This window comes from Pseudomonas rubra (genome assembly GCF_028656935.1).
Taxonomy (GTDB): Bacteria; Pseudomonadota; Gammaproteobacteria; order Pseudomonadales; family Pseudomonadaceae; genus Aquipseudomonas; species Aquipseudomonas rubra.
The window spans coordinates 82,750-104,181 of sequence record NZ_JAMDGZ010000047.1 but is presented as its reverse complement, the minus strand read 5'-3'; the positions used below and the strand labels follow the sequence as shown (position 1 = coordinate 104,181).

Genomic DNA, 21,432 nt, shown 5'->3' with positions numbered 1-21,432 from the left:
CCATGCGCAGCATCTCAGCTCCAATCGAGTTTCACGATGACTTTCTCGGGCGTCAGGCCGATGCGTTCGAGCAGGGCGCCCAGGGCCTGAAAGAGGCCTTGGACAAAGCCCTGGAAGCCTTGCAAGGCGATGCCTCGGATCCGACCTTGCTGGCGGCTTATCAAGCGGCGTTCTCTTCCTACACGGTGTTTCGCAATGCGCAGACCAACACGGTCAAGGGCTTCAAGGATATCGACATGGCGATCATTCAAGCCGCCCGTTGATGACCTGACGCTTCGCCCCACCCACAGGAGCATTTGCCCATGGCTATTGATTTCATTGCCCCTTACGCCACGCCGCGCCTGGCCCACAGCCTTGATCCTGGCGGTCAGGGCGTCCCGGTTTCATTGCAGGATCGGTTGATTCAGTCATTCGCCGAGTCGGCACAGGCGAGCGAGTCGCAGGTCGCGCAGATTCAGCAGTTGCTGCAGCGGCCCGATATCACCAGCCCGCAAGCACTTGCCCTGCTGCAGGAGCAAACCGGCCAGTACAACGTCGATATCAACCTGCTCAACACCCTGGTGCGCAAAACCGTGGGCACCGTCGAAACCTTGTTGCGCCAGTCATGAGGTACTGGCTTGGGGTGATGTTCTGCCTGCTACTGAGCGGCTGCCGGCAGCCCCTGTTATTGCAGGGGCTCGACCAGCAACAGGCCAATGAAGTGGTGGCGTTGCTGCAGCGCAACAATATCGCGGTGCAAAAAGTCGACATCGGCAAGAGCGGCTACAACGTGCTCGTCGCGCAACTGGACTTCCCGGCAGCGGTGGATCTGCTGACCCAATATGGCTTGCCGTCGCGCTCGCGAATGCAGGTGGCCGAGATGTTCCCTGCCGATGCCCTGGTCGCCTCGCCACGGGCCGAAAAGGCCCGCTTGTATTCAGCCATCGAGCAACGCCTGGAACAGTCGGTGACGGCCTTGGCCGGCGTGGTATCGGCGCGGGTACATGTCAGCTATGACCTGGCTGCAGGTGAAGGCGGGCGGGCAAGTGCACCTGTTCATCTGTCGGTGCTGGTGGTGCATGAGCCTGACAGCGAGGCGCAGACGTTGATCGATGACCTCAAACGTTTTCTCAAGAACAGTTTCAGCGGTGTCGATTATGAACACATTTCCGTGATTCTGACCCCGCGTGTAGCCATCCAGCACCACGCGCCGCAGGCTCTGCAGTCGGGCGCCGGCATGTGGCGATGGCTGTTGCTGTTGGCTTTCGCCGCGATCATCAGCGGTGGATGGCTGTGCTACCAACGGCGGGAGTTGCGTAATGCAGCCACCCCTTGAATGGACCGAACGGCTTGCACGGCATCCGACCTACTGGCTCAGCGCTGATCGCCTTGACCTGCCGCCGGAATTCCATGGCCCGCAGGTCAGGCGAGTGCTCGACGAAGTACTGGTCCAGGGGCTTGAGCTGCCAGCGTTGCCGCAAGCCTGGCCAAACCATGATGTGACCCTGCTGTGGCTGGAGCATTGGTTGTTGTTGCCGCGCATCGCCCAGTTGCTCGGCGCCTATCGCTTATGGCCTGTGCTGGCCCGAGACGCCACCACTGACGGCTTGACGCCAGCGTTGCGCACCTTTGCCAGTTGCACACTGGGCCCGCGTCCGCTGTTGGACGAGCTGCCGGACCTTGCCTTGCCCTTGCGGCTGGAGACGCTCGGGCTAAATGCCTTGCTGGCCTGGCAAACCGAAGTGCCAGCGGGAATGTTGGCCCGTCTATACCTGCAGTTTCCCTATCAAGTGGTTGTCCTGCAGGCTGAACTGGCGGTGGCGCAACCGGACAAAGGACTTTTGCTCATGGCCCTGCAACATGCTCGATTTACTGCGTCGTGAACCCCACTTGCCGGGCCTGGACCCGGTGCACGTACGCCGGGCCGAGCGGGCCATGGCGCGGCGCTGTCAGCAGCTCGAACAGCAGGCTCGGCAGCGGGCGCAACAGTGCCTGGCGCAAGCCGAGGCACAGGCCGAGGTGCTACGCCAGACGGCCAGGCGCCAAGGCTATGGGCAAGGGGTATTGCTGGCGGCGCAGGACTTGGCCGAGGCCTTGCTGCACAGCCAGTGCCTGGCGGATCAATTGCGCGTTGAGGTGGTCGAGGCTACGCGTGCAGTGATGGCTGAAGTAGTGGGGCAGGTGGAATGGCTCGAGGCGATCCTTGCGCAGTGGTCGGCGGCGCACGCCAGGAGCGCAGCCTGCCTGCGGCTATTGGCGCCGCTTCACAGCCAGCGTGATGACGCCCGCCTGCTGATCGCGTTGCGTCGGGCCTGGGCGGGTGAGGTGCAGGTCGAGTATCGCCAGCAGAGCCATTACCGCCTGCACCTGGGCGAGCTGGCGCTGGAGTTTCACCCAGCGGCGGTCGAGGCGCAGTTGGCCGAGCAGGTATTGGCCCGTTGTAACGGCCTGGCATGCAGTGCCCTGCAACTGGATGAAAGTGCCAGGACGACCCTTGCCGCGAGCTTGCAGCAATGGTTGAGGGCGCCCGATGCGCAGTGAAGGCATCGGCAGCCCGCCACACGCGTTGCCGGTTGCGCAAACCGTGCACAGCCTGGAAGCGCGCATGGGGCCGGCGCCGGCTCGCTTCGACGGTTTGTATCAACAATTGCTGTCCATGGGCGGCCAGGGGGCGCAGGCCTTGTACCGGTGTATTCGCGGATGGCCCATGGAGCAGGGCAGTGATCCGGCGTATCGCACCGTGGCCGCGCAACTGGCGGTGGTCTTGCAAGTGTTGCAACAGCTCAAGGCTGACGGTCTTGAAGAGGATGTGCTGTACCAGGAAATGCGCGGTGTGCACACGCGGGTGTTCGGCGTCGAGTTGCAGATGAAGGCGTTTTTGCAGCAGGCGATGAATCCGCAGTGGGATGAGGACAGTCGGGAAGAGGTTGAGTGGTAAGTGTGTGCTGTTCCCAACAACAAAGAGGGAGTTCTAATGGTTGATTCAATCAGCAATGCCGGTTCAGCCAGCTATGTGCCAGCTGAGGCTTCCGAGCAGTCGATGCTATCAGCGCATGTCGTTATCGACATGCCAGAGGATTTTAATCCAGCCGACTTTCAGGGTTCGCAAACGCCTTTGAGCCGAGAACAGAACGATGTCTGCATCGACATCATCCAGACACTTGAAATCTTTGAGCAGCAAATCGGCTTCTCTGCGCAGGAAGCCCAGGCGGTGCAATCCTTTGTTGAGGACGGCATTGCTTCTCAGAATAGTGAGTTCGCCCATTCGCCGTCTTTGGAGACTGTACCGCAACGTATCGGTGCCTTGACTCAGCTCCTGCAAGTGCAACTGCGTGAAACCCTGGACAACCTGCCGCGCCCAGTCAACAACGTGTTGCTGTCCACCGCCTTCAACCTGCCATCGGTCTGTGCCCTGACCATGGCCCGCAGTGCGCTGAGTGCCGCCGTGGCCGAAGGCGTGTCAGGGTCGGCTGCGCTCATCACCGGTGCCGCTTGCTCGGCGCTTCCCTTGCTACTGACCCTCGCCGCTGCCGGGCACCACCTTTACAACGGCACTGCGACTCCGGCCTACCTGGCTTCCCAAGGCGCGTTCCTCGCAGTTTCGGCGCTGATTCTCGGTGCTGCGCTTGCTACCGGCCCGGCGACCATCTTCGCCGGGCTGGGTGGTTCGGCGCCAGCAGTGGCCTTGTACTGCCTCAGTCGTGATCTGCTACAGCCGTTTCACGGACTGGGCAGCAACACCGGCCTGAGCCTGCCGGTCAACCTGATCGATAGCGTCGCCTACGGTGCCATGCAGTTTGCCGCAGGCGCGGCGGCCCTGTGGACCGATTCGGGATTGGTGGGGGCCTTGATCAATGGTTTGATTGAAAGCATCGAGCCTGCGTTGAACGAAGAGCTTTCAGCCTGGCTGCAGGGTGGGGACGAGGCGGGTGACGAGCAGAGCTTCCGCTTGCAACACGAATTGCAGGTACCCAGCTGGCAACAGATTGTCACCCGCTTGGAAAACACCGGCATTCCCCGCATGACCGCTTTTGCCATCATCTCCACCGGGGTGGCCACCGCCCAGCATATCGGCGCCATGGGGCTCAGTGACAATCAGAACTTCTGGCTGGCCAATGGCGCCGGAGCACTGTTGGCCAGTTACATCCTTACGCCGTTCTATCAAAGCCATGCCTTACTCGCCGAAGTGGTGATCAGTTAGCTATAATCGCCGCCCCATCGCCGCTACCCGAGTTCATGCCGCCCATGTATACCCTGGCCCGCCAGCTGCTGTTCAAGCTCTCCCCGGAGACTTCCCATGACCTGTCCCTGGACCTGATCGGCGCCGGTGGCCGCCTGGGCCTGAACGGCTTGCTGACCAAGGCGCCGGCCTCCTTGCCGGTGACCGTCATGGGCCTGAACTTTGCCAACCCGGTCGGGCTGGCGGCGGGTCTGGACAAGAACGGCGCGGCCATCGACGGCTTTGCCCAGCTGGGTTTCGGCTATGTCGAGATCGGCACCGTGACCCCGCGTGCGCAGCCGGGCAACCCCAAGCCGCGGCTGTTCCGCCTGCCTGAGGCCGAGGCGATCATCAACCGCATGGGTTTCAACAACCTGGGCGTTGACAACTTGCTGACCCGAGTGCGTGCAGCCAAGTACCGCGGCATTCTGGGTATCAACATCGGCAAGAACTTCGACACTCCGGTGGAGCGTGCGGTGGACGATTACCTGATCTGCCTCGACAAGGTCTACGACCAGGCCAGCTACATCACCGTCAATGTCAGCTCGCCGAACACGCCGGGCTTGCGCAGCCTGCAGTTCGGTGACTCGCTCAAACAACTGCTCGACGCCCTGGCCGAACGCCGTTCACAACTGGTGAGCGAGCATGGCAAACATGTGCCTCTGGCGATCAAGATCGCCCCGGACATGAGCGATGAAGAAACCGCCCTGGTGGCCGCGGCCCTGCTCGAATCGGGCATGGATGCGGTGATCGCCACCAACACCACCCTTGGCCGCGAAGGTGTCGAAGGCTTGCAGCATGGTGACGAGGCGGGCGGTTTGTCGGGTGCGCCAGTGCTGGAAAAGAGCACCCATATCGTCAAGGTGCTGGCCGCTGAGCTGGGCGGCAAGTTGCCGATCATCGCCGCAGGCGGGATTACCGAGGGCAAGCATGCCGCGCAGAAGATCGCAGCCGGTGCCAGCCTGGTCCAGATCTACTCGGGGTTCATCTACAAGGGACCGGCCCTGATCCGCGAAGCCGTGGACGCCATCGCCGCCCTGCCTCGTTAAACGGCAGGCATAAAAAAGGGCCCCCTCAAGGGGCCCCTGGGCCTCAGCCCGCCGCCCGGATGGGGCGCGCATGGTAATCGGATTCAGTTCCTCGTTCAGCCAACGGCGTGAAGTTCGTTGAGTCTATGGATACCCGCAGTGCCGGTCATACCGTCCCAGTTGTCGCCGCGTCCTTCGCGCCAGCCATTGATCCATGCCTGGCGTACAGACGGTAGAGTAAAAGGGCAAAGCTCGCGGGATTTGCCGGTGACCCCATATTGGTAGCCACGTGAAAATGCTCGTTCCAACGGATCACGCTTAAGTCTTCTCATAGGGTGTTGCCCTCACTTGTTGACTGTAATGTCCCGTCGACCTCTAGAAGGTCGGGCAGAATCGTTCTGCCGGTTTACGCTCGCTGCCGGCGTCGCGAGCGGAAAATGTTGCCCCGTTGCGGTGACAACCTAAAACCAGTTCTAACCAATGCAAGACACAGTGTGAATGATCGTTTTGTCATAAGGACGTAACCTTTCATAGGGTCAAAGGATAAGTAAATAAATGCGTCTGATTAGGATCTGACGCAAAGCCCGCTATGATCAGGGTTTGACCCGAAGCGAAATCATCGGGCCATCGCTATGTGATAATTTGTAACAACGAAGGCAAAACGACGAAGGGTCATTTTTCCCGGTTTTTCGCCTGAATTTTTCATTCTGCCCGGCAATCAAAGACTCTCAGCCCATGGCAAAAGTCAGATTGGCGGGTGGCCCGGCGCTGACAAAAGCGCCATTCGAACGCTGTGGAAAGGCGTTCGATTAAACATCGGAAGGGCGATGCGCTTGCCTTTCCACTTTATTGCTCAAAGCTCTGGATACCCCATGTCGGACCGTTTCGAACTTTACCTCACCTGCCCCAAAGGCCTTGAAGGCTTGCTTGCCGAAGAAGCCCGCGGGCTCGGCCTTGAAGATGTGCGCGAGCACACTTCGGCGATTCGCGGCACGGCCGACATGGAAACCGCCTATCGGCTGTGCCTGTGGTCGCGTCTGGGCAACCGCGTACTGCAGGTGCTCAAGCGCTTCAACATGAAAAACGCCGACGACCTGTACGACGGCATCAATGAAGTCGAGTGGCAGGATCACCTGGAGGCCAGTGGTTCGCTGGCGGTGGAGTTCAGCGGTCACGGCTCGGGCATCGACAACACCCACTTCGGTGCCCTGAAGGTCAAGGACGCGATCGTCGACAAGCTGCGCACCAGCAGCGGCGAGCGCCCCTCGGTGGACAAGCTCAACCCGGACCTGCGTGTGCACCTGCGCCTGGAGCGTGGTGAAGCGATCCTGTCCCTGGACCTGTCCGGCCACAGCCTGCATCAGCGCGGTTACCGCCTGCAGCAAGGCGCTGCGCCACTGAAGGAAAACCTTGCCGCCGCCGTGCTGATCCGTGCCGGCTGGCCGCGTATTGCCGCCGAAGGTGGCGCCCTGGCCGACCCGATGTGCGGCGTGGGTACCTTCCTGGTTGAAGCGGCGATGATCGCTGCCGATATTGCGCCTAACCTGCGCCGCGAGCGTTGGGGTTTCAGCGCCTGGCTGGGCCACGTGCCGGCACTCTGGCGCAAGCTGCATGACGAGGCGCTGGCCCGTGCTGCGGCTGGCCTGGCCCGCCCGCCGTTGTGGATTCGTGGTTATGAAGCCGACCCGCGGTTGATCCAACCGGGTCGCAACAACGTCGAACGAGCAGGCCTGAGCGACTGGGTGAAAATCTACCAGGGCGAAGTCGGCAGCTTCGAGCCGCGCCCGGACCAGAACCAGAAAGGCCTGGTTATCTGCAACCCGCCCTATGGTGAGCGCCTTGGCGATGAAGCGAGCCTGTTGTACCTCTACCAGAATCTCGGCGAGCGCCTGCGCCAGGCCTGCCTGAACTGGGAGGCGGCGGTGTTCACCGGCGCGCCTGACCTGGGCAAGCGCATGGGCATCCGTAGCCACAAGCAATACGCCTTCTGGAATGGTGCCTTGCCGTGCAAGTTGTTGCTGATCAAGGTTCAGCCGGATCAGTTCGTCACCGGCGAGCGCCGCCAGCCGGAGCGCAACGGTGAAACCGCCGAGCCGCGTTCGCCGGCGGCAGTGGCCAGTGAGCCGGCACGCCTGAGCGAAGGCGGGCAGATGTTCGCCAACCGCTTGCAGAAGAACCTCAAGCAACTGGGCAAGTGGGCCAAGCGCGAAAACGTCAGTTGCTACCGCTTGTACGATGCCGATATGCCTGAGTACGCCCTGGCCATCGACCTGTACCAGGACTGGGTGCACGTGCAGGAATACGCCGCACCACGCTCTATCGATCCGGAAAAGGCCCAGGCACGCCTGTTCGACGCCCTGGCGGCGATTCCCCAGGCCCTGGGTATTGACCAGAGCCGCGTCGTGGTCAAGCGTCGCGAGCGCCAGAGCGGCACCCGCCAGTACGAGCGCCAGAGTACCCAGGGCCAGTTCCTGGAAGTGCAGGAAGGCGGCGTCAAATTGCTGGTCAACCTCACCGATTATCTGGATACCGGACTGTTCCTCGACCACCGTCCGATGCGCATGCGCATTCAGCACGAGGCCGCCGGCAAGCGTTTTCTCAATCTGTTCTGCTACACCGCCACCGCCAGTGTGCATGCGGCCAAGGGCGGCGCGCGCAGCACCACCAGCGTCGATTTGTCCAAGACCTACCTGGACTGGGCCCGGCGCAACCTGTCGCTCAATGGTTTCTCGGACAAGAACCGCCTGGAACAGGGCGATGTCATGGCCTGGCTGCAAGCCTGCCGCGACGAGTATGAGCTGATCTTCATCGACCCGCCGACCTTCTCCAACTCCAAACGCATGGAAGGAGTGTTTGACGTGCAGCGCGATCATGTCGAGTTGCTCGACCTGGCCGTGGCGCGCTTGGCGCCGGGTGGTGTGCTGTACTTCTCGAACAACTTCCGCAAGTTCCAGCTCGATGAGAACCTGGCTCAGCGTTATGCGGTGGAAGAGATCAGTGCCCAGAGCCTGGACCCGGACTTTGCCCGTAACAGCAAGATTCACCGGGCCTGGAAAATTCAGGCGCGCTGATCGAGCGATTGTCGCGGGCGATGATTGCTTCGTTAATGGCTAATGGCTATAACTCAATCAGAGCCCGCGATCTGCTGGACGCTGGCGTTTTGAGTGCTTTCTATGTCAATGCACGCCGCTCGTCCGAAGATGCTCGGCTTTGTCAGCGAGGAAGTGTCCGCCTGGCTGGTGGCCGGCGTGGCGTTTGTCGCCGGCGGTCTGTTGACGGCGTTGCTGGCACTGGCGACCCATGACCTGTACCACCGGCAACTGCGGCAACGCTTCGAGCTGCTGGCCAGTGAGCGTTACAGCCGTATCGAAGAACGCTTCGAGGATCAGGTGCAGCGCCTGGATGGGTTGCGCCGCTTCTTTGTGTTTTCCACCCAGGTCACGCTGGCCGAGTTCAATGGCTACGCCAAACCCTTGCTTTACCGTACCCAGGTCTATGCCTGGGCGCCGCGGGTGGCGGGGGATGCGCGCGAGCGGTTCGAGCAAAGCGCTACGCAAACCCTCGGCAAACCTTTTGTCATCCAGGAATTGAACGACGCGGGCAGCTTGCAGGTTGCGGCACGGCGCGCGTTGTATTACCCATTGCTCTATACCCAGGCCCTGGGCCAGCAGGCTCAACCACTGGGCCTTGACCTGCTGTCGCAACCCTTGCGCCAGGCTGCCCTTGAGCGTGCCCGGGAGCCTGGTAGCATGGCCGTTTCCGCGCCGTTGAACCTGGCCAGCGTTGACCCGGCCTTCACCCGCGGCGTGTTCATGGTCGCACCGGTATTTGCCCCAGGCAGCAACGCCGCGCCAGAGGGCTACGTGCTGGCGGTGATCAGCCTGCAACAACTGATGGCCGAAGGGCTGCCCAGCCCTGGCCGAGACAACCTGGTGGTGCGCATTACCGATCTGTCCGGGCAAGGCCAGCACGAGGTGCTGTTCCAGTCCGGCAACCAGGGCGCTGACACCGACCTGATTGCCAGCCACCTGTTGCGCCTGGCCGATCATGATTATCAGTTGGAGATCCGCCCCAGCCTGGCTTTCATGGAGGCCAATCGTTCTGCGGCGGTCAATGCCGTGGTGCTGCTCGGTGGATTGCTCAGCCTGTTGCTCAGCGCCTTGTTGTTCAGCCTGTTCGGTCAGCGCCAGCGTGCGCTGACACTGGTCGAGCAACGTACCGCCGAGTTGCGCGTCAGCGAGCAGTCGCTGCGCGATACTCACAGCCAGTTGCGCAGTGTCCTTGATGCCGCCACGCAGGTGGCGATCATCGCCACCAGCTTGCGCGGGGTGATCAGCACCTTCAATGCCGGTGCCGAACGCATGCTCGGTTATCACAGCGCTCAAGTCATCGGCCAGCTGACCCTGGAAGACCTGGTTTCACCGCAAGAACTGCAGGCCCGAGCGCGGGCCTTGAGCCTGCGCTACGGCCGCGAGGTCAGCCCGGCCCAGGCGATGTTTGCCGAGACGGTTCAGGAAGGCGAAAGCGAACCGGGCGAGTGGACCCTGTTGCGCAAGGATGGCAGCCATCTGCTGGCCAACATGCTGGTCACTGCGGTGCTCGACGAGCATGGGCTGTGGGTCGGTCATCTGGCCATCTGTATCGATGTCACCGAACGCAAGCGCGTGCATGAAGCCCTGGCCGCCCGTGATCGCTTGCTGGAGAAACTCAGCGCCGAGGTGCCTGGCGGTATCTACCAGTTCTACCTCGACCCCGACGGCAGGTCCTGCTTCAGCTATGCCAGTGAAGGCCTGCGCGATATCTACGAGATTGACCCACAGCGCCTGCGTGAGGATGCTACTGCGGTATTCGAGCGTATTCACCCGGATGATCTGGCGCGGGTGCGCACCTCGATTCGCTTTTCCGCCGATCACCTGACGCCCTGGCGCGAGGAGTACCGGGTCATGCTGCCAATAGCCGGGTTGCGCTGGATTCGCGGCGAGGCGACGCCGGAGCCGGCCGAACAGGGCGGTACCTTGTGGCATGGCTATCTTACGGATATTTCCGATCTGAAACGGGTTGAGGAGGAGCTGCGGGCGTTGTCGGTGACCGATGCGCTGACCGGTATCCACAATCGCCGCTATTTCCAGGAACGCCTGAAAGCAGAGTTGGAGCGGGCCCAGCGGGACAGTCAGGACCTGGCCGTGATCATGATGGACATCGACCACTTCAAACACATCAATGACCTGCATGGTCACGCCGTCGGCGACCATGTGCTGCGCAGCCTGTGCCAGCGCATCAATCACCGCCTGCGCCGTACCGATGTGTTCTGCCGCCTGGGCGGTGAGGAGTTCATGGTGCTGTGCCCGGGCAGTAACAGTGAGCAGGCCTACACCCTGGCCATGGAACTATGGCAGGGCCTGCGCAGTGTCCCGGTTGACGGCGTTGGTATCGTCACAGCGAGCTTTGGTGTGGCCGGCTGGCGCCCGGGGGAGGGCGCCGATGCTTTGCTGCTGCGTGCCGACTCGGGGGTTTACGCGGCCAAGCAGGCGGGCCGCGACCGGGTCGAGAGCGAACTGCCCTGAGCCAGGCTCAGGGCTGAACGGCGGCGGTGCTGTTGACCAGCTTCGGCTGGCGGTACAGGTCGAGCAGGACCTGATCGAGCACGGCCGAGGCACCCCAGGGTTTCGGGTCGTTGAGGATCGCCGCCACTGCCCAGGTGTTGCCGTTGCTGTCGCGGCTGAAGCCGGCAATCGCCCGTACGGTGTTCAGGGTACCGGTCTTGATATGCGCTTCACCGGTCATGGCCGTGCGCTTGAGGCGTTTGCGCATGGTGCCGTCCATACCCACCAGCGGCATCGAGCTGATGAATTCGGCAGCATACGGGCTGTTCCAGGCTGCTTGCAGCAAGGCGGCCATTTCCCGGGTGCTGACCCGTTCGGCGCGGGACAGGCCCGAGCCGTTTTCCATGATCAGGTGCGGTGCGGTGATGCCTTTTTTCGCCAGCCACTGGCGTACCACACGCTGCGCGGCGCGAGCGTCGTCGCCGTCGGCGTCGGTACGGAACTGCGCGCCCAGGCTCAGGAACAACTGCTGGGCCATGGTGTTGTTACTGTACTTGTTGATATCGCGGATGATCTCCACCAAGTCTGGCGAGAAGGCGCGGGCCAGCAGGCGGGCGCTCTTGGGTACGTTGTCGACCCGGTCCTGGCCCTGGATGCTGCCACCCAGCTCGTTCCAGATCGCCCGCACGGCACCGGCGGCGTAGGTCGGGTGGTCGAGCAGCGACAGGTAGGTCTGTGAGTTGCAGCCGTCGCCCAACTGGCCGCTGACCACGACGCTGACGCCATCGGCCTGGACCACCGGGTTGTAGCGCACGTCGCCACTGCACTGCTTGGAATTGACCGCCTTGACCTGGTTGTCGATGCGGATGTTGGCAATGGGTGGCTCGACCGATACCAGCACCTTGCCACCGTCGTTGCGGGCGACAAAGCGCAGGGCCTTGAGGTTGATCAGCAGTGAATCGGGCTTGACCAGGAACGGCTTGTTTTCATCGCCTCCGTCATCGTTGAACTGTGGCAGTTGCGGCTGGATGAAGTGGCTGCGATCGAGCACCAGGTCGCCGCTGATGGTCTGCACGCCATTGGCGCGCAAATCGCGCATCAGCAGCCAGAGTTTTTCCATGTTCAGCTTCGGGTCGCCACCGCCCTTGAGGTACAGGTTGCCCTGCAGCACGCCATTGCGCAGCGGGCCGTCGCTGTAGAACTCGGTTTTCCACTGATGGGTGGGGCCAAGCATTTCCAGGGCGGCGTAGGTGGTGACCAGCTTCATGGTCGAGGCCGGGTTGACCGAAACGTCGGCATTGAAAACGGTCGGGGTGCCCGGGCCGTTAAGCGGCAGCATGACCAGTGACAGGGCCGAGTCTTGCAGCTTGTTGGTTTTCAGGGCCTGCTGCACTTTTGGCGAAAGCGTGGTGTTGACCGCGGCGGCGTGGCTGGAAAGCGCCAGGGGCATCAGCAAGCCGGCAAGTAGCAGAGGGCGAAGAGATCTGATCATGTGCAATAAAACCCTGCGAGCGAGGGGTGAAAAAAACGGAGCGAAAAAAGGTGAAGGCCCCGACACGGAAATATATAGCGCGCATTATGCCCCAAGCCGAAAGCTCATGGGCCTGTGAATACAGGATCAAACAACAGCTTATCGGCTTTTAGTCCGACAAGGGCGCGGCGAAACTGGTAAAGTGCCGCGCGTTATTACTCAAGAGGATTGTTTCATGGCCACTAACCGTTCCCGCCGTCTGCGCAAAAAACTCTGCGTGGATGAATTCCAGGAGCTGGGTTTTGAGCTGAACCTGGAGTTCAAGGAAGACCTGTCCGACGAAGCCATTGACGCCTTCCTCGATGCATTCCTGGAAGACGCCATGGATGCCAATGGTCTGGACTACGTTGGCGGCGAAGACTTCGGTCTGGTCTGCAAGGCAGATCGTGGCTCGGTCACCGAAGAGCAGCGCGCTGCTGTTGAAGCCTGGCTCAAGGGCCGTAGCGAACTGACCAAAGTTGAAGTCAGCCCGCTGCTGGACGCCTGGTATCCGGAAAAACCGGTCAACCCGGCTTCCTGATCCAGCTGAAAACGGCGGCCCCAGTGGCCGCCGTTTTCGTTTCTGGGCCTGGATGCCTGTTCAGGCATTGTCGATGGAGCGCCGCTGTTGCGCAGATTGCTGCAGGTGTGCCTGTAGTGCGCATTCGAGCGCCTGCATGACGCTCAGCACTTGTCGTTGGCGCCGCCCGAGCACCGTGAGCGCGCGCGCATCCTTGCAGTCGGCTTCCAGGCGTTCACAGGCCTGGATCAGCTCGTCGGCCTGAATGATGCGTGCCGGCCCCAGAATCCTGTGGGCCAGGTTCATCAGTTGCAACGCATCCTGACTAGGGTCGATGGCTGCAAGCTTCGCCGCATCGCGCTGGAAGCTGCGTCGCAGTTCTTCGAGCAACTGACGCAAATCGCTGGCATTGCTGCCCACTAACGGCTCCAGCCCCTGCAGGTCGAACGGTATGGACATGGGCACTGTCTGGCGTGACGCCAGCAGCGGGGCCTTGGCCAGGCGCAGGCCCAGGGCATTGAGACTGATGGGCTTTAGCAGGCAATCATCCATTCCGACCTGTCGGCAACGTTCGCGTACTTCCGGCTGGGCGTTGGCGGTGTAGCCGAGAACAGTGCAGGGTAACCACTGGTATGCCTGCTCGTGGTCTCGCATGGCCTGGGTAAATTGATAGCCATTCATCTGCGGCATGTTGCAGTCGACAATCACCACGTCGAAACGGCCTTGACGCCAAATGCTCAGACCACTGAGGCCGTTGTCGGCGCTGGTGTGCTCAAGCCCGAGGAAATCCAGCTGCTGGGCGATCAGCAGCAGGTTGGCCGGATGGTCATCTATCACCAGTACGTGCAGTGCCGGCAGCAGTGTATCGGGAGCTGGGGGCGCGGGGGCCGGTTTGGGTGTATCGGCGAGCAGGGTCAGGGGCATGTTGATGGATACCCGGGTGCCTTGGCCGAACACACTGTGCAAACTCAGCGTGCCACCCATGGCCTGGCACAGATCACGGCTGATGGCCAGGCCCAGCCCGGTGCCGCTGCGGGCCAGGTTGCTGTCCGGGTTGGCTTGGGCGAAGGGCAGGAATAGACGTTGCTGGTCCTGCGCATGAATGCCGATGCCACTGTCCTGTACCGTGACCAGCAAGGTCGGTTGGCCGGCCGCGGGCCCAGGCTCCAGGGCCAGGTGTACGGTCACCTGGCCCTGCTCGGTGAACTTGATCCCGTTGCTGACCAGGTTTGACAGAATCTGCTTGAAGCGCAGGGGGTCGAGCAACACCTCACAACGCGCTTGCGCGGGGATTTCCAGGTTCAGGCGCAGGTCCTTCTGCCGGGCCACACCGTCGAACACGCGACCGACCGATTCAACCAGCTCGGCCAGGTTGACAGATTCCGGCGCCAGGGTCATGTGCCCGGACTCAATGCGCGCCATGTCGAGGATATCGCCGATCAAGGTCAGCAGTTCTTTTGCTGAGTTGTAGGCCACCTCGATTGCCGGCCGATCGATATGCCCCTGGTCCGCGCGTTTGAGGGTGAGCTCAAGCATGCCGATGATGGCGTTCATCGGCGTACGGATCTCGTGGCTGATGGTCGCCAGGAACACGCTCTTGGCGCGATTGGCATCGTCGGCCCGCTGCTTGGCCAGGCGCAGGTCCTGGATCAACTGGCGGCGCTCGCTGATGTCGATCCAGCCGCCGATGATGCCCTGGACTTCGCCGAGGGAGTCGCGGTAAGGCAGGATCCAGTGGTAGATGGTCAGCTCACGCTCCTTGAGCAGTAAAGGCCGGTCAACGATCAGTGGGACCCCTTCGCGCAGGACCCTCTGGTAGTCGGCCTGGATCTGACTGGCATAGCAGCTGTCGCCCAGGGTGCTGTCCCGGATGCTTTTGCCCAGGACATCTTCAAGCCGTGCTTCCACCGCTTCCAGATAGCTGACATTGCAGCTCTGCAGCAACCCCGCGCGATCGCGAACGTACATCGGGTGGGGCGTGCCGTTGAGCAAAGCGCGCATGAACTCGAGCTGGTCGTTGAGGGCGCGTTCGGCGGCCTCGCGCTGCTTGATCTGGCGGCGCATCCAGGCATTCCAGGCCAGTGACAGCAACAGCAACAGGCTGGTGCCCAGCACCACCTGAAGGATCAGACGCTGGTACTTTTGCCAGTAGGCATCGGTTTCGGTGCTGTAGCCACGCCAGCGGCTGTTGATGATACCGAGCTCCTCCGGAGCGATGCTCAGCAATGCCTTGTCGAGGATGGAACCCAACTCCTGAGCGCCTCGTGCCGTCGCCATGGCAAAGGTGGCGGGTTCGGCACCGACCGATGAGCGAATGACCAGCTCGCGTTGGGACGCCAGGCTGAAGTTGGCATTGATCAATGCGGTAATCGCCGCATCGACATGGCCGTTAGCCAGTAGCGAGGTGGAATAGAAGGTACTCTCGGTTTCGACCAATTGGATGCCGGGGAAGCGTTGGCGCAAGTCATCGTACAAGGGACTATCGCGGGTCAGTGCCAAGCGTCGGCCAGCCATGTGCTCCAGTGAGTCGGGTTGGTCGCTGCCCTTGCGCGTCAACAGCACGTAGGAATTTTCCAGGTAAGGCCGGCTGATCGCCAGGGTTCCTGCCCGGCGGGGGCTGGGTGAAATCGCCGCGATGACGTCGGCCTGGTCATGGTTAAGGCGATCGATCATGTCGCTGATACCACTGGCGCGCTGCACTTCGAAGCGCAGTCCGGTACGCAGGCGAATCAGTTCCAGCAGGTCGGCGGCAATTCCGCGAAAGTTTCCGGCGTTGTCGAAGAAGGTCAGTGGCGCGGCGGTTTCATTGACCACCACCCGCACCACCGGGTGGCCGCTCAGCCAGCGTTCTTCACGTTGCGACAGTTGCAGCTTGCGGTCGGTCAGCAACACGTCGCTGCCGGCGCTCCAACGCTTGAAAATGCTTTCTCGGGTGCTGCTGGACACCGTTTCGAGGGTGGCGTTGATCAGTTCCAGCAGGAGCTGGTTGCTGCGTTGCACAGCAAAGCTGAAACCAACGGGTTCATGTTTACCGAAGTTGGCCATCTTGACGTTCTGCAGATGGCCCTGATTGATCAGGTAGTGGGTGGAGATGGTATCGCCGAGAAAGACATCGGCCTGGTCGAAGGCCACCGCATTCAGCGCGTTCTGGTATGAGGGGTAGGACTGGATGGTGGCGTCAGGGTAGTTGGCCAGCACTTCCTCCATCGGCAGGTAGTGGTAGACCATGCTCAGGCGCAGGCCGGCCAGGCCGGTATCCAGGGGCCGCGTTTCGTTTTCACGGGTCACCATTACTGGTTGATCAACGGCGTAGGGTAATGACAGGGCGATGCCCGGGGTGACCGCCTCGAAGCCGTTGGTGCTGCCGAGCAGGTCGATCTGGCCTTGTGCCAGTGCCCTGACCGCCTCCTGGCGGGTGGCGAAGCGTTGCACTCGGATCGGCAAGCCCAGGGCCGAACCGATCAGGCCGGCGAAGTCGGCGGTCAGGCCTTCGTAGTCACGGCCACTGGCGGTCATGTCGAAGGGCGGGTAATCCGGTGCCGAAGTGCCCAGGACCAGTTCGCCTTTGCCTTTGATCCACAGGCGCTGGGCTGGGCTCAAGGACAGTTGCATGGCAATCGGGCCGGCGCGGCTGAACAAGGTAAAAGGCGTGGAGGCGACTTCGTGCGCCTGCGGGGCCATGCTCAAACAGGCCAGCAGGCCGCAGAGCAGGAGGGCAAGGCTGCGCCTAAGCATTAATGGCCTCAAACCAGTGCATTGCGCTTGGCCATTTCAATCAGTTCGACCAGTGAGCTGGCCTGAAGTTTTTGCATCAGCCTTTTTTTATAGGTGCTGACGGTCTTGTTGCTGAGAAACATGCCTTGGGCTATTTCCTTGTTACTTCTACCTTGGGCAAACAATTGCAGGACCATCAACTCGCGATCGTTGACCTGTTTGAACAGGTCCAGTTCCGAGGCTGGATCTTCGTGTTTGCGTACCGGGTTGATCGCTTGGCTGGGGAAGTAGTTGTAACCGGAAAGAACTGCTTTTATAGCACTGAGTAGTTCACTGAGGTCTTCTTGCTTGCAGACATAGCCGGCAGCACCCGAATGCATGCAGCGAATGGCGAAGAGCGCTGGTGATTGCGCGGTCAGTATCAGGATTTTCAACGGGATGCCCATCGTGTGAAAGCGCGAGAGGACTTCCAGACCGTCCAGTCGGGGGATACTGATGTCGAGGATGATCAGGTCCGGCAGGCATTCGCGGACCATTTGCATGGCATCTACCCCGTTGTCCGATTCTCCCACCACTCGATAGCCTTCATTCTCCAGAAGCATGCGCACCGCCAGGCGGATGACCGGATGATCGTCGACGATGAATACAGAATACATGTTGAATTTCCATAAGGTGCCAGAGGGAGTAAGGGCACCTTAACGCAGATGGAACAGGTCGGGCATGAACTAACGGGTGATTAGTGGATATATAGGAAAAGTCCTACTTTATTTGAAGTATAGGATTACAGTTGGTTCTGTGAAGTGGTTGGTGTCAATAGGGTGGCGGTAAGCTTATGTTTCGAATGTGTAGGTCTGTTTATACTTTGCTTTGAAGTGTAGGTAGTTTCCTGCTTGTCTCGGCTGCACACGCACTGCTCGACTGACGGTCAGTGCGCGGCAGAGAACATCAAGTCGGGCTGGAGCGGCCGGTCATCTCACGGGCCATTTCGCTGGCGTAACTGTCTGTCATTCCGGCGATGAAATCGATCATGCGCAGGAACGAAGCGTGCAGGGAGGCGTCAGGGCTCGGTGCATTTTTGCCCAGCAAATCGAGAATTCTTCGACTCTTGAACGATGGCGTACGCCCGCCATGTTGTTCCAGAGCAGCACCGCAGAACGAATTGAGGAGGATTTCCAGGGTGGTATAGGCGCCAATCTCATGCAGGGTCTTGCGTTTGTCCTGGAAGATTTTTTTCCGGGCAATGTCCTTGGCCTGCAGCACGCAACGTTTGGCCGGGCCATGCATGTGCTCGACCAGATCACCACAGAGGGTGCCTGCGAGCAGTGCGTCCTGTTGCTCGACGAAAGCGCGCGCGGCGGCGTTGGTCAGGTGCTCTATGGCCTTGCCGCGCAGGATGGCCAGCTTGCGCCGACGCGAGTCGTCGGGGCCAAGCTGGCGGTAGGTTTCCGGTAGATCGTCACCCACCAGGCTCAGTAGCAGTGACTCGACTTCGGCGTAGTCGAGCAGGTCCATCTCCAGGCCGTCTTCCAGATCGATCAGGCCATAGCAGATGTCATCGGCAGCCTCCATCAGATACACCAGCGGGTGACGTGCCCAGCGCTGCTCTTCAAGTTGCGGTAGGCCCAGCTTGTGGGCGATCTGTTCAAGCAGCGGCAGCTCGCTTTGGTAGCAGCCGAACTTGTGCTTCTTGTAGCCCAGGGCGTCAGCGTGACGTGCCGTCCAGGGATATTTCAGGTAGGTGCCAAGGGTTGCGTAGGTCAGCCGGGTGCCGCCGTCGAACTGGTGATATTCAAGCTGGGTAAGGACACGAAAACCCTGGGCGTTGCCTTCGAAATTGAGAAAATCGGCGCGTTCGGTTTCGCTCATTGCATCCAGCCAGCCGCGCCCGGCGGCCTGTTGGAACCAGTGGCGGATGGCGTCTTCGCCGGAGTGGCCAAAGGGTGGATTGCCGATGTCGTGAGCCAGGCACGCAGATTGTACGACCATGCCCAGGTCGCTGGGATCGCACCATTGCGGCAGGCTGGCACGCAGGGTTTCGCCGACGCGCATGCCCAGCGAGCGACCGACGCAGCTGACTTCCAGGGAATGGGTCAGGCGGGTGTGGATGTGGTCGTTGCTTGACACCGGATGCACCTGGGTCTTGCGGCCCAGGCGGCGGAAAGCGCCGGAAAAGATGATCCGGTCGTGGTCTTTGTGGAACGGGGTACGGCCGAGCTCTTCGGGGCTGTGCAGGGGTTTACCGAGGCGTTCGCGGGTGAGCAGGGTGTGCCAATCCAAGGCCATTTCTCCGGTGTGGGGGGGCAGGGGGTTAGCTTCGTGCTTTGGGTCGGGGGCTGCAAGTGTGTTCTTGCAGCCCGCTCCCACAACAAGGCCAGCTCAACGCTTGCTAGCAGCCCCTTGCATGGCCAGCTTCAACAAAGGAATCAAGCTGGTTCCCAGGCGTACCAGGCGGCTGACGCTACCGCTACGCGCGCCTTTGCCAGTGAGAAACCCGAGCAGCACCACGGCACCAATGCCCCACAGCGGCGCGTGTTTAATGCCCAGGCCGCCTTGCAGCGAGTCGCCCACGGCGCGCAAGCGGGTCAGGGGGTTGAGCAGTTGCCCGGATTCATGGCGGATCTCCTGGCGGTGCATCTCCAGACGCAAGCGGACCAGGGCTTTGCGCAGTTCCCGGCGATCGGTGGTGTGCGGTAGTTCTGGCAGGCTCATGGCAGCAGGCGCTCCCGGTCTTTGGCAAGTTCTTCGAGGGTTGAGCTGAACGGCGATGACTCATCGAACACCGCCGCCTTCAGGCGCAGGCCGCAGAACAGTGCCGCAATCGCGTAGAACACGCACAGGCCAATGATGCCGGCCAGGCGGTAGCTGTCCCAGAGCATGACCAGCATCAGGCCGGAGAGGGCGGTCAGCAACAACAGGGCAAACACCAACGCCAGGCCTGCGAACAGCAGCAGGCTCAGGGTGCGGGCTTTTTGTTCCTGCAGTTCGATGCCGAACAGTTCGACGTGGCCGTGGAGCAAGCCCAGCACCGCGGCGCCAAGACGTTTGCTGGAGGGGCCGGCGCCGGCAAGTGGTTCACTTTCCATGCGCGCTCCTCAGCGGCGGCTGGCCAAGAGGCCAATCAGGAAGCCGACACCCGCAGCAATGCCGATCGACTGCCAGGGGTTGCTTTGCACGTACTCCTCGGTGGCCGCCAGGGCCGCCTCGCCGCGCTCGCGTACCGAGTCCTGGGTCAGTTGCAAGGTTTTCCGGGCGCGCAGCAGGCTGTCGTGGATCTGCTCGCGCAGGTCATCGGCTTGATCGCCAGCCAGGGTCGCAGTGTGCTCCAGCAGCTTTTCGGTATCGCGTACCAGGGCCTGGAAGTCAGCCATCAGTATGTCTTGAGCAGTCTTTGCCGATTTGCTGGCCATGGGGCTCTCCCTAACGGTGTGTATGGCTATTTCGAGTCGTGGGCGCGGGCGAAGGTTCAAGTGCAATTTCGCTGGTACAGCTTTTGCTTCGCCATGGTGCGCCAGGCCCGGTGCCTGCGCCGATTACGGGCGCAAGCAGATGCCGGGACCTGTAAACCTTAACCCAATCCACGACAAACCCAAGGAAAAACTCCTGTACCACCCGGATTGGCCAGGGAGGTGGCCGTAACAACGATCCAGGCTGGTGCATGCAGGAGTGTTTTTGAACTGTCTTGGTGCTTTTTGCAGGCCTGCCCTTTCCATGGAAAATTTGCAAAGCGCAGTGGACACCCTGGTCCACGGTTCCAATACGCTGTTCATTCTGCTCGGTGCGGTGATGGTCCTGGCCATGCATGCCGGTTTTGCCTTCCTTGAAGTGGGCACTGTGCGGCACAAGAACCAGGTCAATGCCCTGTCGAAGATTCTCAGCGATTTCGCTGTCTCGACCCTGGCGTACTTCTTCATCGGTTACTGGATTTCCTACGGCGTCAGTTTTCTGCAGCCGGCCCAGGTGCTGAGCCAGGAGCATGGCTACAGCCTGGTGAAGTTCTTTTTTCTGCTGACCTTTGCTGCGGCGATTCCGGCGATCATCTCCGGCGGGATCGCCGAGCGGGCGCGCTTTGCTCCGCAACTGTGCGCCACGGTGCTGATCGTGGCCTTTGTCTATCCGTTCTTCGAAGGCATTGTCTGGAACGGCAATTTTGGCCTGCAGGCCTGGCTGGCGGCGCGCTTTGGCGCAGGCTTCCATGACTTTGCCGGCTCGGTTGTGGTGCATGCCATGGGCGGCTGGCTGGCGCTGGCGGCGGTCTTGCTGCTGGGGCCGCGCAATGGCCGTTACCGCGACGGCAAGCTGGTGGCCTTTGCGCCGTCGAACATTCCGTTTCTGGCCCTGGGCTCATGGATTCTGATTGTCGGCTGGTTCGGCTTTAACGTCATGAGTGCGCAAACCCTGCAAGGGGTCAGTGGCCTGGTGGCGGTCAACTCGCTGATGGCCATGGTCGGCGGCACCGTTGCCGCCTTGCTGGTCGGGCGCAATGACCCGGGCTTTCTGCACAACGGCCCGCTGGCCGGGCTGGTGGCAGTGTGTGCGGGGTCCGACCTGATGCACCCGGTGGGTGCGTTGGTCACCGGGGCGATTGCCGGGGCGTTGTTTGTCTGGTGTTTTATCGCAGCGCAGAGCACCTGGAAGATCGACGATGTCCTGGGGGTATGGCCGCTGCACGGTTTGTGCGGGGTGTGGGGCGGGATCGCCTGTGGCATCTTCGGCCAGAGTGCCTTGGGCGGGCTGGGCGGGGTGAGTCTGATCAGCCAACTGATCGGCAGCCTGGCCGGCGTGCTGGTGGCCTTGCTCGGTGGTTTTGCCGTGTACGGCAGCATCAAGCTGCTGCACGGCTTGCGCCTGAGCCAGGAGCAGGAGTATTACGGCGCCGACCTGTCGATTCACAAGATCGGCGCCACCAGTCAGGACTGACG

The 21,432-nt window shown here is 61.4% G+C and carries 21 protein-coding genes; 12 read left to right on the top strand and 9 right to left on the bottom strand.

Annotated features, from left to right (window positions below):
• The first annotated feature begins 2 nt into the window (after positions 1–2).
• Genes sctF through M5G17_RS20190 form a run of 6 tightly spaced genes read left to right on the top strand, consistent with a single transcriptional unit; the run spans position 3 to position 2,917 of the window.
• A complete protein-coding gene (gene sctF, locus M5G17_RS20215) occupies positions 3–263 on the top strand; it encodes a type III secretion system needle filament subunit SctF (protein ID WP_273894680.1) in 261 nt (86 codons plus the stop codon).
• Positions 264–302: 39 nt separating this feature from the next.
• Positions 303–608: a type III secretion system inner rod subunit SctI gene (gene sctI / locus M5G17_RS20210; RefSeq protein ID WP_273894679.1), complete on the top strand. Its 306-nt coding sequence runs from the start codon at positions 303–305 to the stop codon at positions 606–608.
• On the top strand, positions 605–1,315 hold the full coding sequence (locus tag M5G17_RS20205) for an EscJ/YscJ/HrcJ family type III secretion inner membrane ring protein (RefSeq protein WP_273894678.1): 711 nt from the start codon (positions 605–607) through the stop codon (positions 1,313–1,315). The genes sctI and M5G17_RS20205 overlap by 4 nt, the downstream gene beginning before the upstream one ends.
• A complete protein-coding gene (locus tag M5G17_RS20200; protein WP_273894677.1) occupies positions 1,299–1,862 on the top strand; it encodes a hypothetical protein in 564 nt (187 codons plus the stop codon). The genes M5G17_RS20205 and M5G17_RS20200 overlap by 17 nt, the downstream gene beginning before the upstream one ends.
• Positions 1,840–2,520, top strand: a complete 681-nt coding sequence (locus tag M5G17_RS20195; protein ID WP_273894676.1) for a hypothetical protein — start codon at positions 1,840–1,842, stop codon at positions 2,518–2,520. Before M5G17_RS20200 ends, M5G17_RS20195 begins: the two co-directional genes overlap by 23 nt.
• Positions 2,510–2,917, top strand: a complete 408-nt coding sequence (locus M5G17_RS20190) for a hypothetical protein (protein WP_273894675.1) — start codon at positions 2,510–2,512, stop codon at positions 2,915–2,917. The genes M5G17_RS20195 and M5G17_RS20190 overlap by 11 nt, the downstream gene beginning before the upstream one ends.
• Before the next feature lie 108 nt (positions 2,918–3,025).
• Here the strand turns inward: M5G17_RS20190 and M5G17_RS20185 are convergent, their stop codons facing one another.
• On the bottom strand, positions 3,026–3,244 hold the full coding sequence (locus M5G17_RS20185; protein ID WP_273894674.1) for a hypothetical protein: 219 nt from the start codon (positions 3,242–3,244) through the stop codon (positions 3,026–3,028).
• Between the two features lie 39 nt (positions 3,245–3,283).
• Between M5G17_RS20185 and M5G17_RS20180 the strand changes: the two genes are divergently transcribed.
• Entirely contained in the window at positions 3,284–4,180 is an 897-nt protein-coding gene (locus M5G17_RS20180) for a hypothetical protein (RefSeq protein ID WP_273894673.1), read from the top strand.
• Between the two features lie 44 nt (positions 4,181–4,224).
• Positions 4,225–5,247 carry a quinone-dependent dihydroorotate dehydrogenase gene (locus tag M5G17_RS20175; RefSeq protein ID WP_273894736.1) on the top strand — a complete coding sequence of 341 codons (1,023 nt, stop codon included), beginning with the start codon at positions 4,225–4,227 and terminating at the stop codon, positions 5,245–5,247.
• Between the two features lie 95 nt (positions 5,248–5,342).
• Here M5G17_RS20175 and rmf read toward each other — a convergent pair whose 3' ends face one another.
• Complete coding sequence (gene rmf, locus M5G17_RS20170; protein WP_010223328.1) at positions 5,343–5,558, bottom strand: ribosome modulation factor; 216 nt, start codon at positions 5,556–5,558, stop codon at positions 5,343–5,345.
• A 540-nt stretch (positions 5,559–6,098) separates the two neighbouring features.
• Here rmf and rlmKL point away from each other — a divergent pair.
• Together rlmKL and M5G17_RS20160 are read left to right on the top strand one after the other, a co-directional pair.
• Positions 6,099–8,297 carry a bifunctional 23S rRNA (guanine(2069)-N(7))-methyltransferase RlmK/23S rRNA (guanine(2445)-N(2))-methyltransferase RlmL gene (rlmKL, locus tag M5G17_RS20165; protein ID WP_273894672.1) on the top strand — a complete coding sequence of 733 codons (2,199 nt, stop codon included), beginning with the start codon at positions 6,099–6,101 and terminating at the stop codon, positions 8,295–8,297.
• Between the two features lie 102 nt (positions 8,298–8,399).
• Entirely contained in the window at positions 8,400–10,790 is a 2,391-nt protein-coding gene (locus tag M5G17_RS20160) for a sensor domain-containing diguanylate cyclase (RefSeq protein WP_273894671.1), read from the top strand.
• Positions 10,791–10,797: 7 nt separating this feature from the next.
• Here the strand turns inward: M5G17_RS20160 and dacB are convergent, their stop codons facing one another.
• Positions 10,798–12,261, bottom strand: a complete 1,464-nt coding sequence (gene dacB / locus M5G17_RS20155) for a D-alanyl-D-alanine carboxypeptidase/D-alanyl-D-alanine endopeptidase (RefSeq protein WP_273894670.1) — start codon at positions 12,259–12,261, stop codon at positions 10,798–10,800.
• 214 nt (positions 12,262–12,475) lie between these two features.
• On the opposite strand from dacB, the gene M5G17_RS20150 reads away from it, so the two are divergent.
• A complete protein-coding gene (locus M5G17_RS20150; protein WP_273894669.1) occupies positions 12,476–12,820 on the top strand; it encodes a YggL family protein in 345 nt (114 codons plus the stop codon).
• A 60-nt stretch (positions 12,821–12,880) separates the two neighbouring features.
• Here the strand turns inward: M5G17_RS20150 and M5G17_RS20145 are convergent, their stop codons facing one another.
• The 6 genes from M5G17_RS20145 to M5G17_RS20120 form a co-directional block, all read right to left on the bottom strand.
• Complete coding sequence (locus M5G17_RS20145; protein ID WP_273894668.1) at positions 12,881–16,534, bottom strand: transporter substrate-binding domain-containing protein; 3,654 nt, start codon at positions 16,532–16,534, stop codon at positions 12,881–12,883.
• Between the two features lie 8 nt (positions 16,535–16,542).
• Positions 16,543–17,169 carry a response regulator transcription factor gene (locus M5G17_RS20140; RefSeq protein ID WP_273894667.1) on the bottom strand — a complete coding sequence of 209 codons (627 nt, stop codon included), beginning with the start codon at positions 17,167–17,169 and terminating at the stop codon, positions 16,543–16,545.
• A gap of 289 nt (positions 17,170–17,458) precedes the next feature.
• Complete coding sequence (locus M5G17_RS20135) at positions 17,459–18,790, bottom strand: deoxyguanosinetriphosphate triphosphohydrolase (RefSeq protein WP_273894666.1); 1,332 nt, start codon at positions 18,788–18,790, stop codon at positions 17,459–17,461.
• A gap of 99 nt (positions 18,791–18,889) precedes the next feature.
• Positions 18,890–19,222, bottom strand: coding sequence for a hypothetical protein (locus M5G17_RS20130; protein ID WP_273894665.1), 333 nt, complete (start codon positions 19,220–19,222; stop codon positions 18,890–18,892).
• Positions 19,219–19,596: a phage holin family protein gene (locus M5G17_RS20125; protein WP_273894664.1), complete on the bottom strand. Its 378-nt coding sequence runs from the start codon at positions 19,594–19,596 to the stop codon at positions 19,219–19,221. Before M5G17_RS20125 ends, M5G17_RS20130 begins: the two co-directional genes overlap by 4 nt.
• Before the next feature lie 9 nt (positions 19,597–19,605).
• The gene (locus M5G17_RS20120) at positions 19,606–19,920 is read right to left on the bottom strand and encodes an ElaB/YgaM/YqjD family protein (protein WP_273894663.1); all 315 of its coding nucleotides are present in this window, start codon (positions 19,918–19,920) and stop codon (positions 19,606–19,608) included.
• 301 nt (positions 19,921–20,221) lie between these two features.
• Here M5G17_RS20120 and M5G17_RS20115 point away from each other — a divergent pair, with 301 nt between their 5' ends.
• Positions 20,222–21,430 carry an ammonium transporter gene (locus M5G17_RS20115; RefSeq protein ID WP_273894662.1) on the top strand — a complete coding sequence of 403 codons (1,209 nt, stop codon included), beginning with the start codon at positions 20,222–20,224 and terminating at the stop codon, positions 21,428–21,430.
• The last annotated feature ends 2 nt before the right edge of the window (positions 21,431–21,432 follow it).

What these genes read in the sequence shown, in the direction of transcription:
- sctF (WP_273894680.1), top strand. Translation starts at nt 3, where the DNA reads ATGCGCAGCATCTCAGCTCCAATCGAGTTTCACGATGACTTTCTCGGG.
- sctI (WP_273894679.1), top strand. Translation starts at nt 303, where the DNA reads ATGGCTATTGATTTCATTGCCCCTTACGCCACGCCGCGCCTGGCCCAC.
- M5G17_RS20205 (WP_273894678.1), top strand. Translation starts at nt 605, where the DNA reads ATGAGGTACTGGCTTGGGGTGATGTTCTGCCTGCTACTGAGCGGCTGC.
- M5G17_RS20200 (WP_273894677.1), top strand. Translation starts at nt 1,299, where the DNA reads ATGCAGCCACCCCTTGAATGGACCGAACGGCTTGCACGGCATCCGACC.
- M5G17_RS20195 (WP_273894676.1), top strand. Translation starts at nt 1,840, where the DNA reads ATGCTCGATTTACTGCGTCGTGAACCCCACTTGCCGGGCCTGGACCCG.
- M5G17_RS20190 (WP_273894675.1), top strand. Translation starts at nt 2,510, where the DNA reads ATGCGCAGTGAAGGCATCGGCAGCCCGCCACACGCGTTGCCGGTTGCG.
- M5G17_RS20185 (WP_273894674.1), bottom strand. Translation starts at nt 3,244, where the DNA reads ATGGGCGAACTCACTATTCTGAGAAGCAATGCCGTCCTCAACAAAGGA.
- M5G17_RS20175 (WP_273894736.1), top strand. Translation starts at nt 4,225, where the DNA reads ATGTATACCCTGGCCCGCCAGCTGCTGTTCAAGCTCTCCCCGGAGACT.
- rmf (WP_010223328.1), bottom strand. Translation starts at nt 5,558, where the DNA reads ATGAGAAGACTTAAGCGTGATCCGTTGGAACGAGCATTTTCACGTGGC.
- rlmKL (WP_273894672.1), top strand. Translation starts at nt 6,099, where the DNA reads ATGTCGGACCGTTTCGAACTTTACCTCACCTGCCCCAAAGGCCTTGAA.
- M5G17_RS20160 (WP_273894671.1), top strand. Translation starts at nt 8,400, where the DNA reads ATGTCAATGCACGCCGCTCGTCCGAAGATGCTCGGCTTTGTCAGCGAG.
- dacB (WP_273894670.1), bottom strand. Translation starts at nt 12,261, where the DNA reads ATGATCAGATCTCTTCGCCCTCTGCTACTTGCCGGCTTGCTGATGCCC.
- M5G17_RS20150 (WP_273894669.1), top strand. Translation starts at nt 12,476, where the DNA reads ATGGCCACTAACCGTTCCCGCCGTCTGCGCAAAAAACTCTGCGTGGAT.
- M5G17_RS20145 (WP_273894668.1), bottom strand. Translation starts at nt 16,534, where the DNA reads ATGCTTAGGCGCAGCCTTGCCCTCCTGCTCTGCGGCCTGCTGGCCTGT.
- M5G17_RS20140 (WP_273894667.1), bottom strand. Translation starts at nt 17,169, where the DNA reads ATGTATTCTGTATTCATCGTCGACGATCATCCGGTCATCCGCCTGGCG.
- M5G17_RS20130 (WP_273894665.1), bottom strand. Translation starts at nt 19,222, where the DNA reads ATGAGCCTGCCAGAACTACCGCACACCACCGATCGCCGGGAACTGCGC.
- M5G17_RS20125 (WP_273894664.1), bottom strand. Translation starts at nt 19,596, where the DNA reads ATGGAAAGTGAACCACTTGCCGGCGCCGGCCCCTCCAGCAAACGTCTT.
- M5G17_RS20120 (WP_273894663.1), bottom strand. Translation starts at nt 19,920, where the DNA reads ATGGCCAGCAAATCGGCAAAGACTGCTCAAGACATACTGATGGCTGAC.
- M5G17_RS20115 (WP_273894662.1), top strand. Translation starts at nt 20,222, where the DNA reads ATGGAAAATTTGCAAAGCGCAGTGGACACCCTGGTCCACGGTTCCAAT.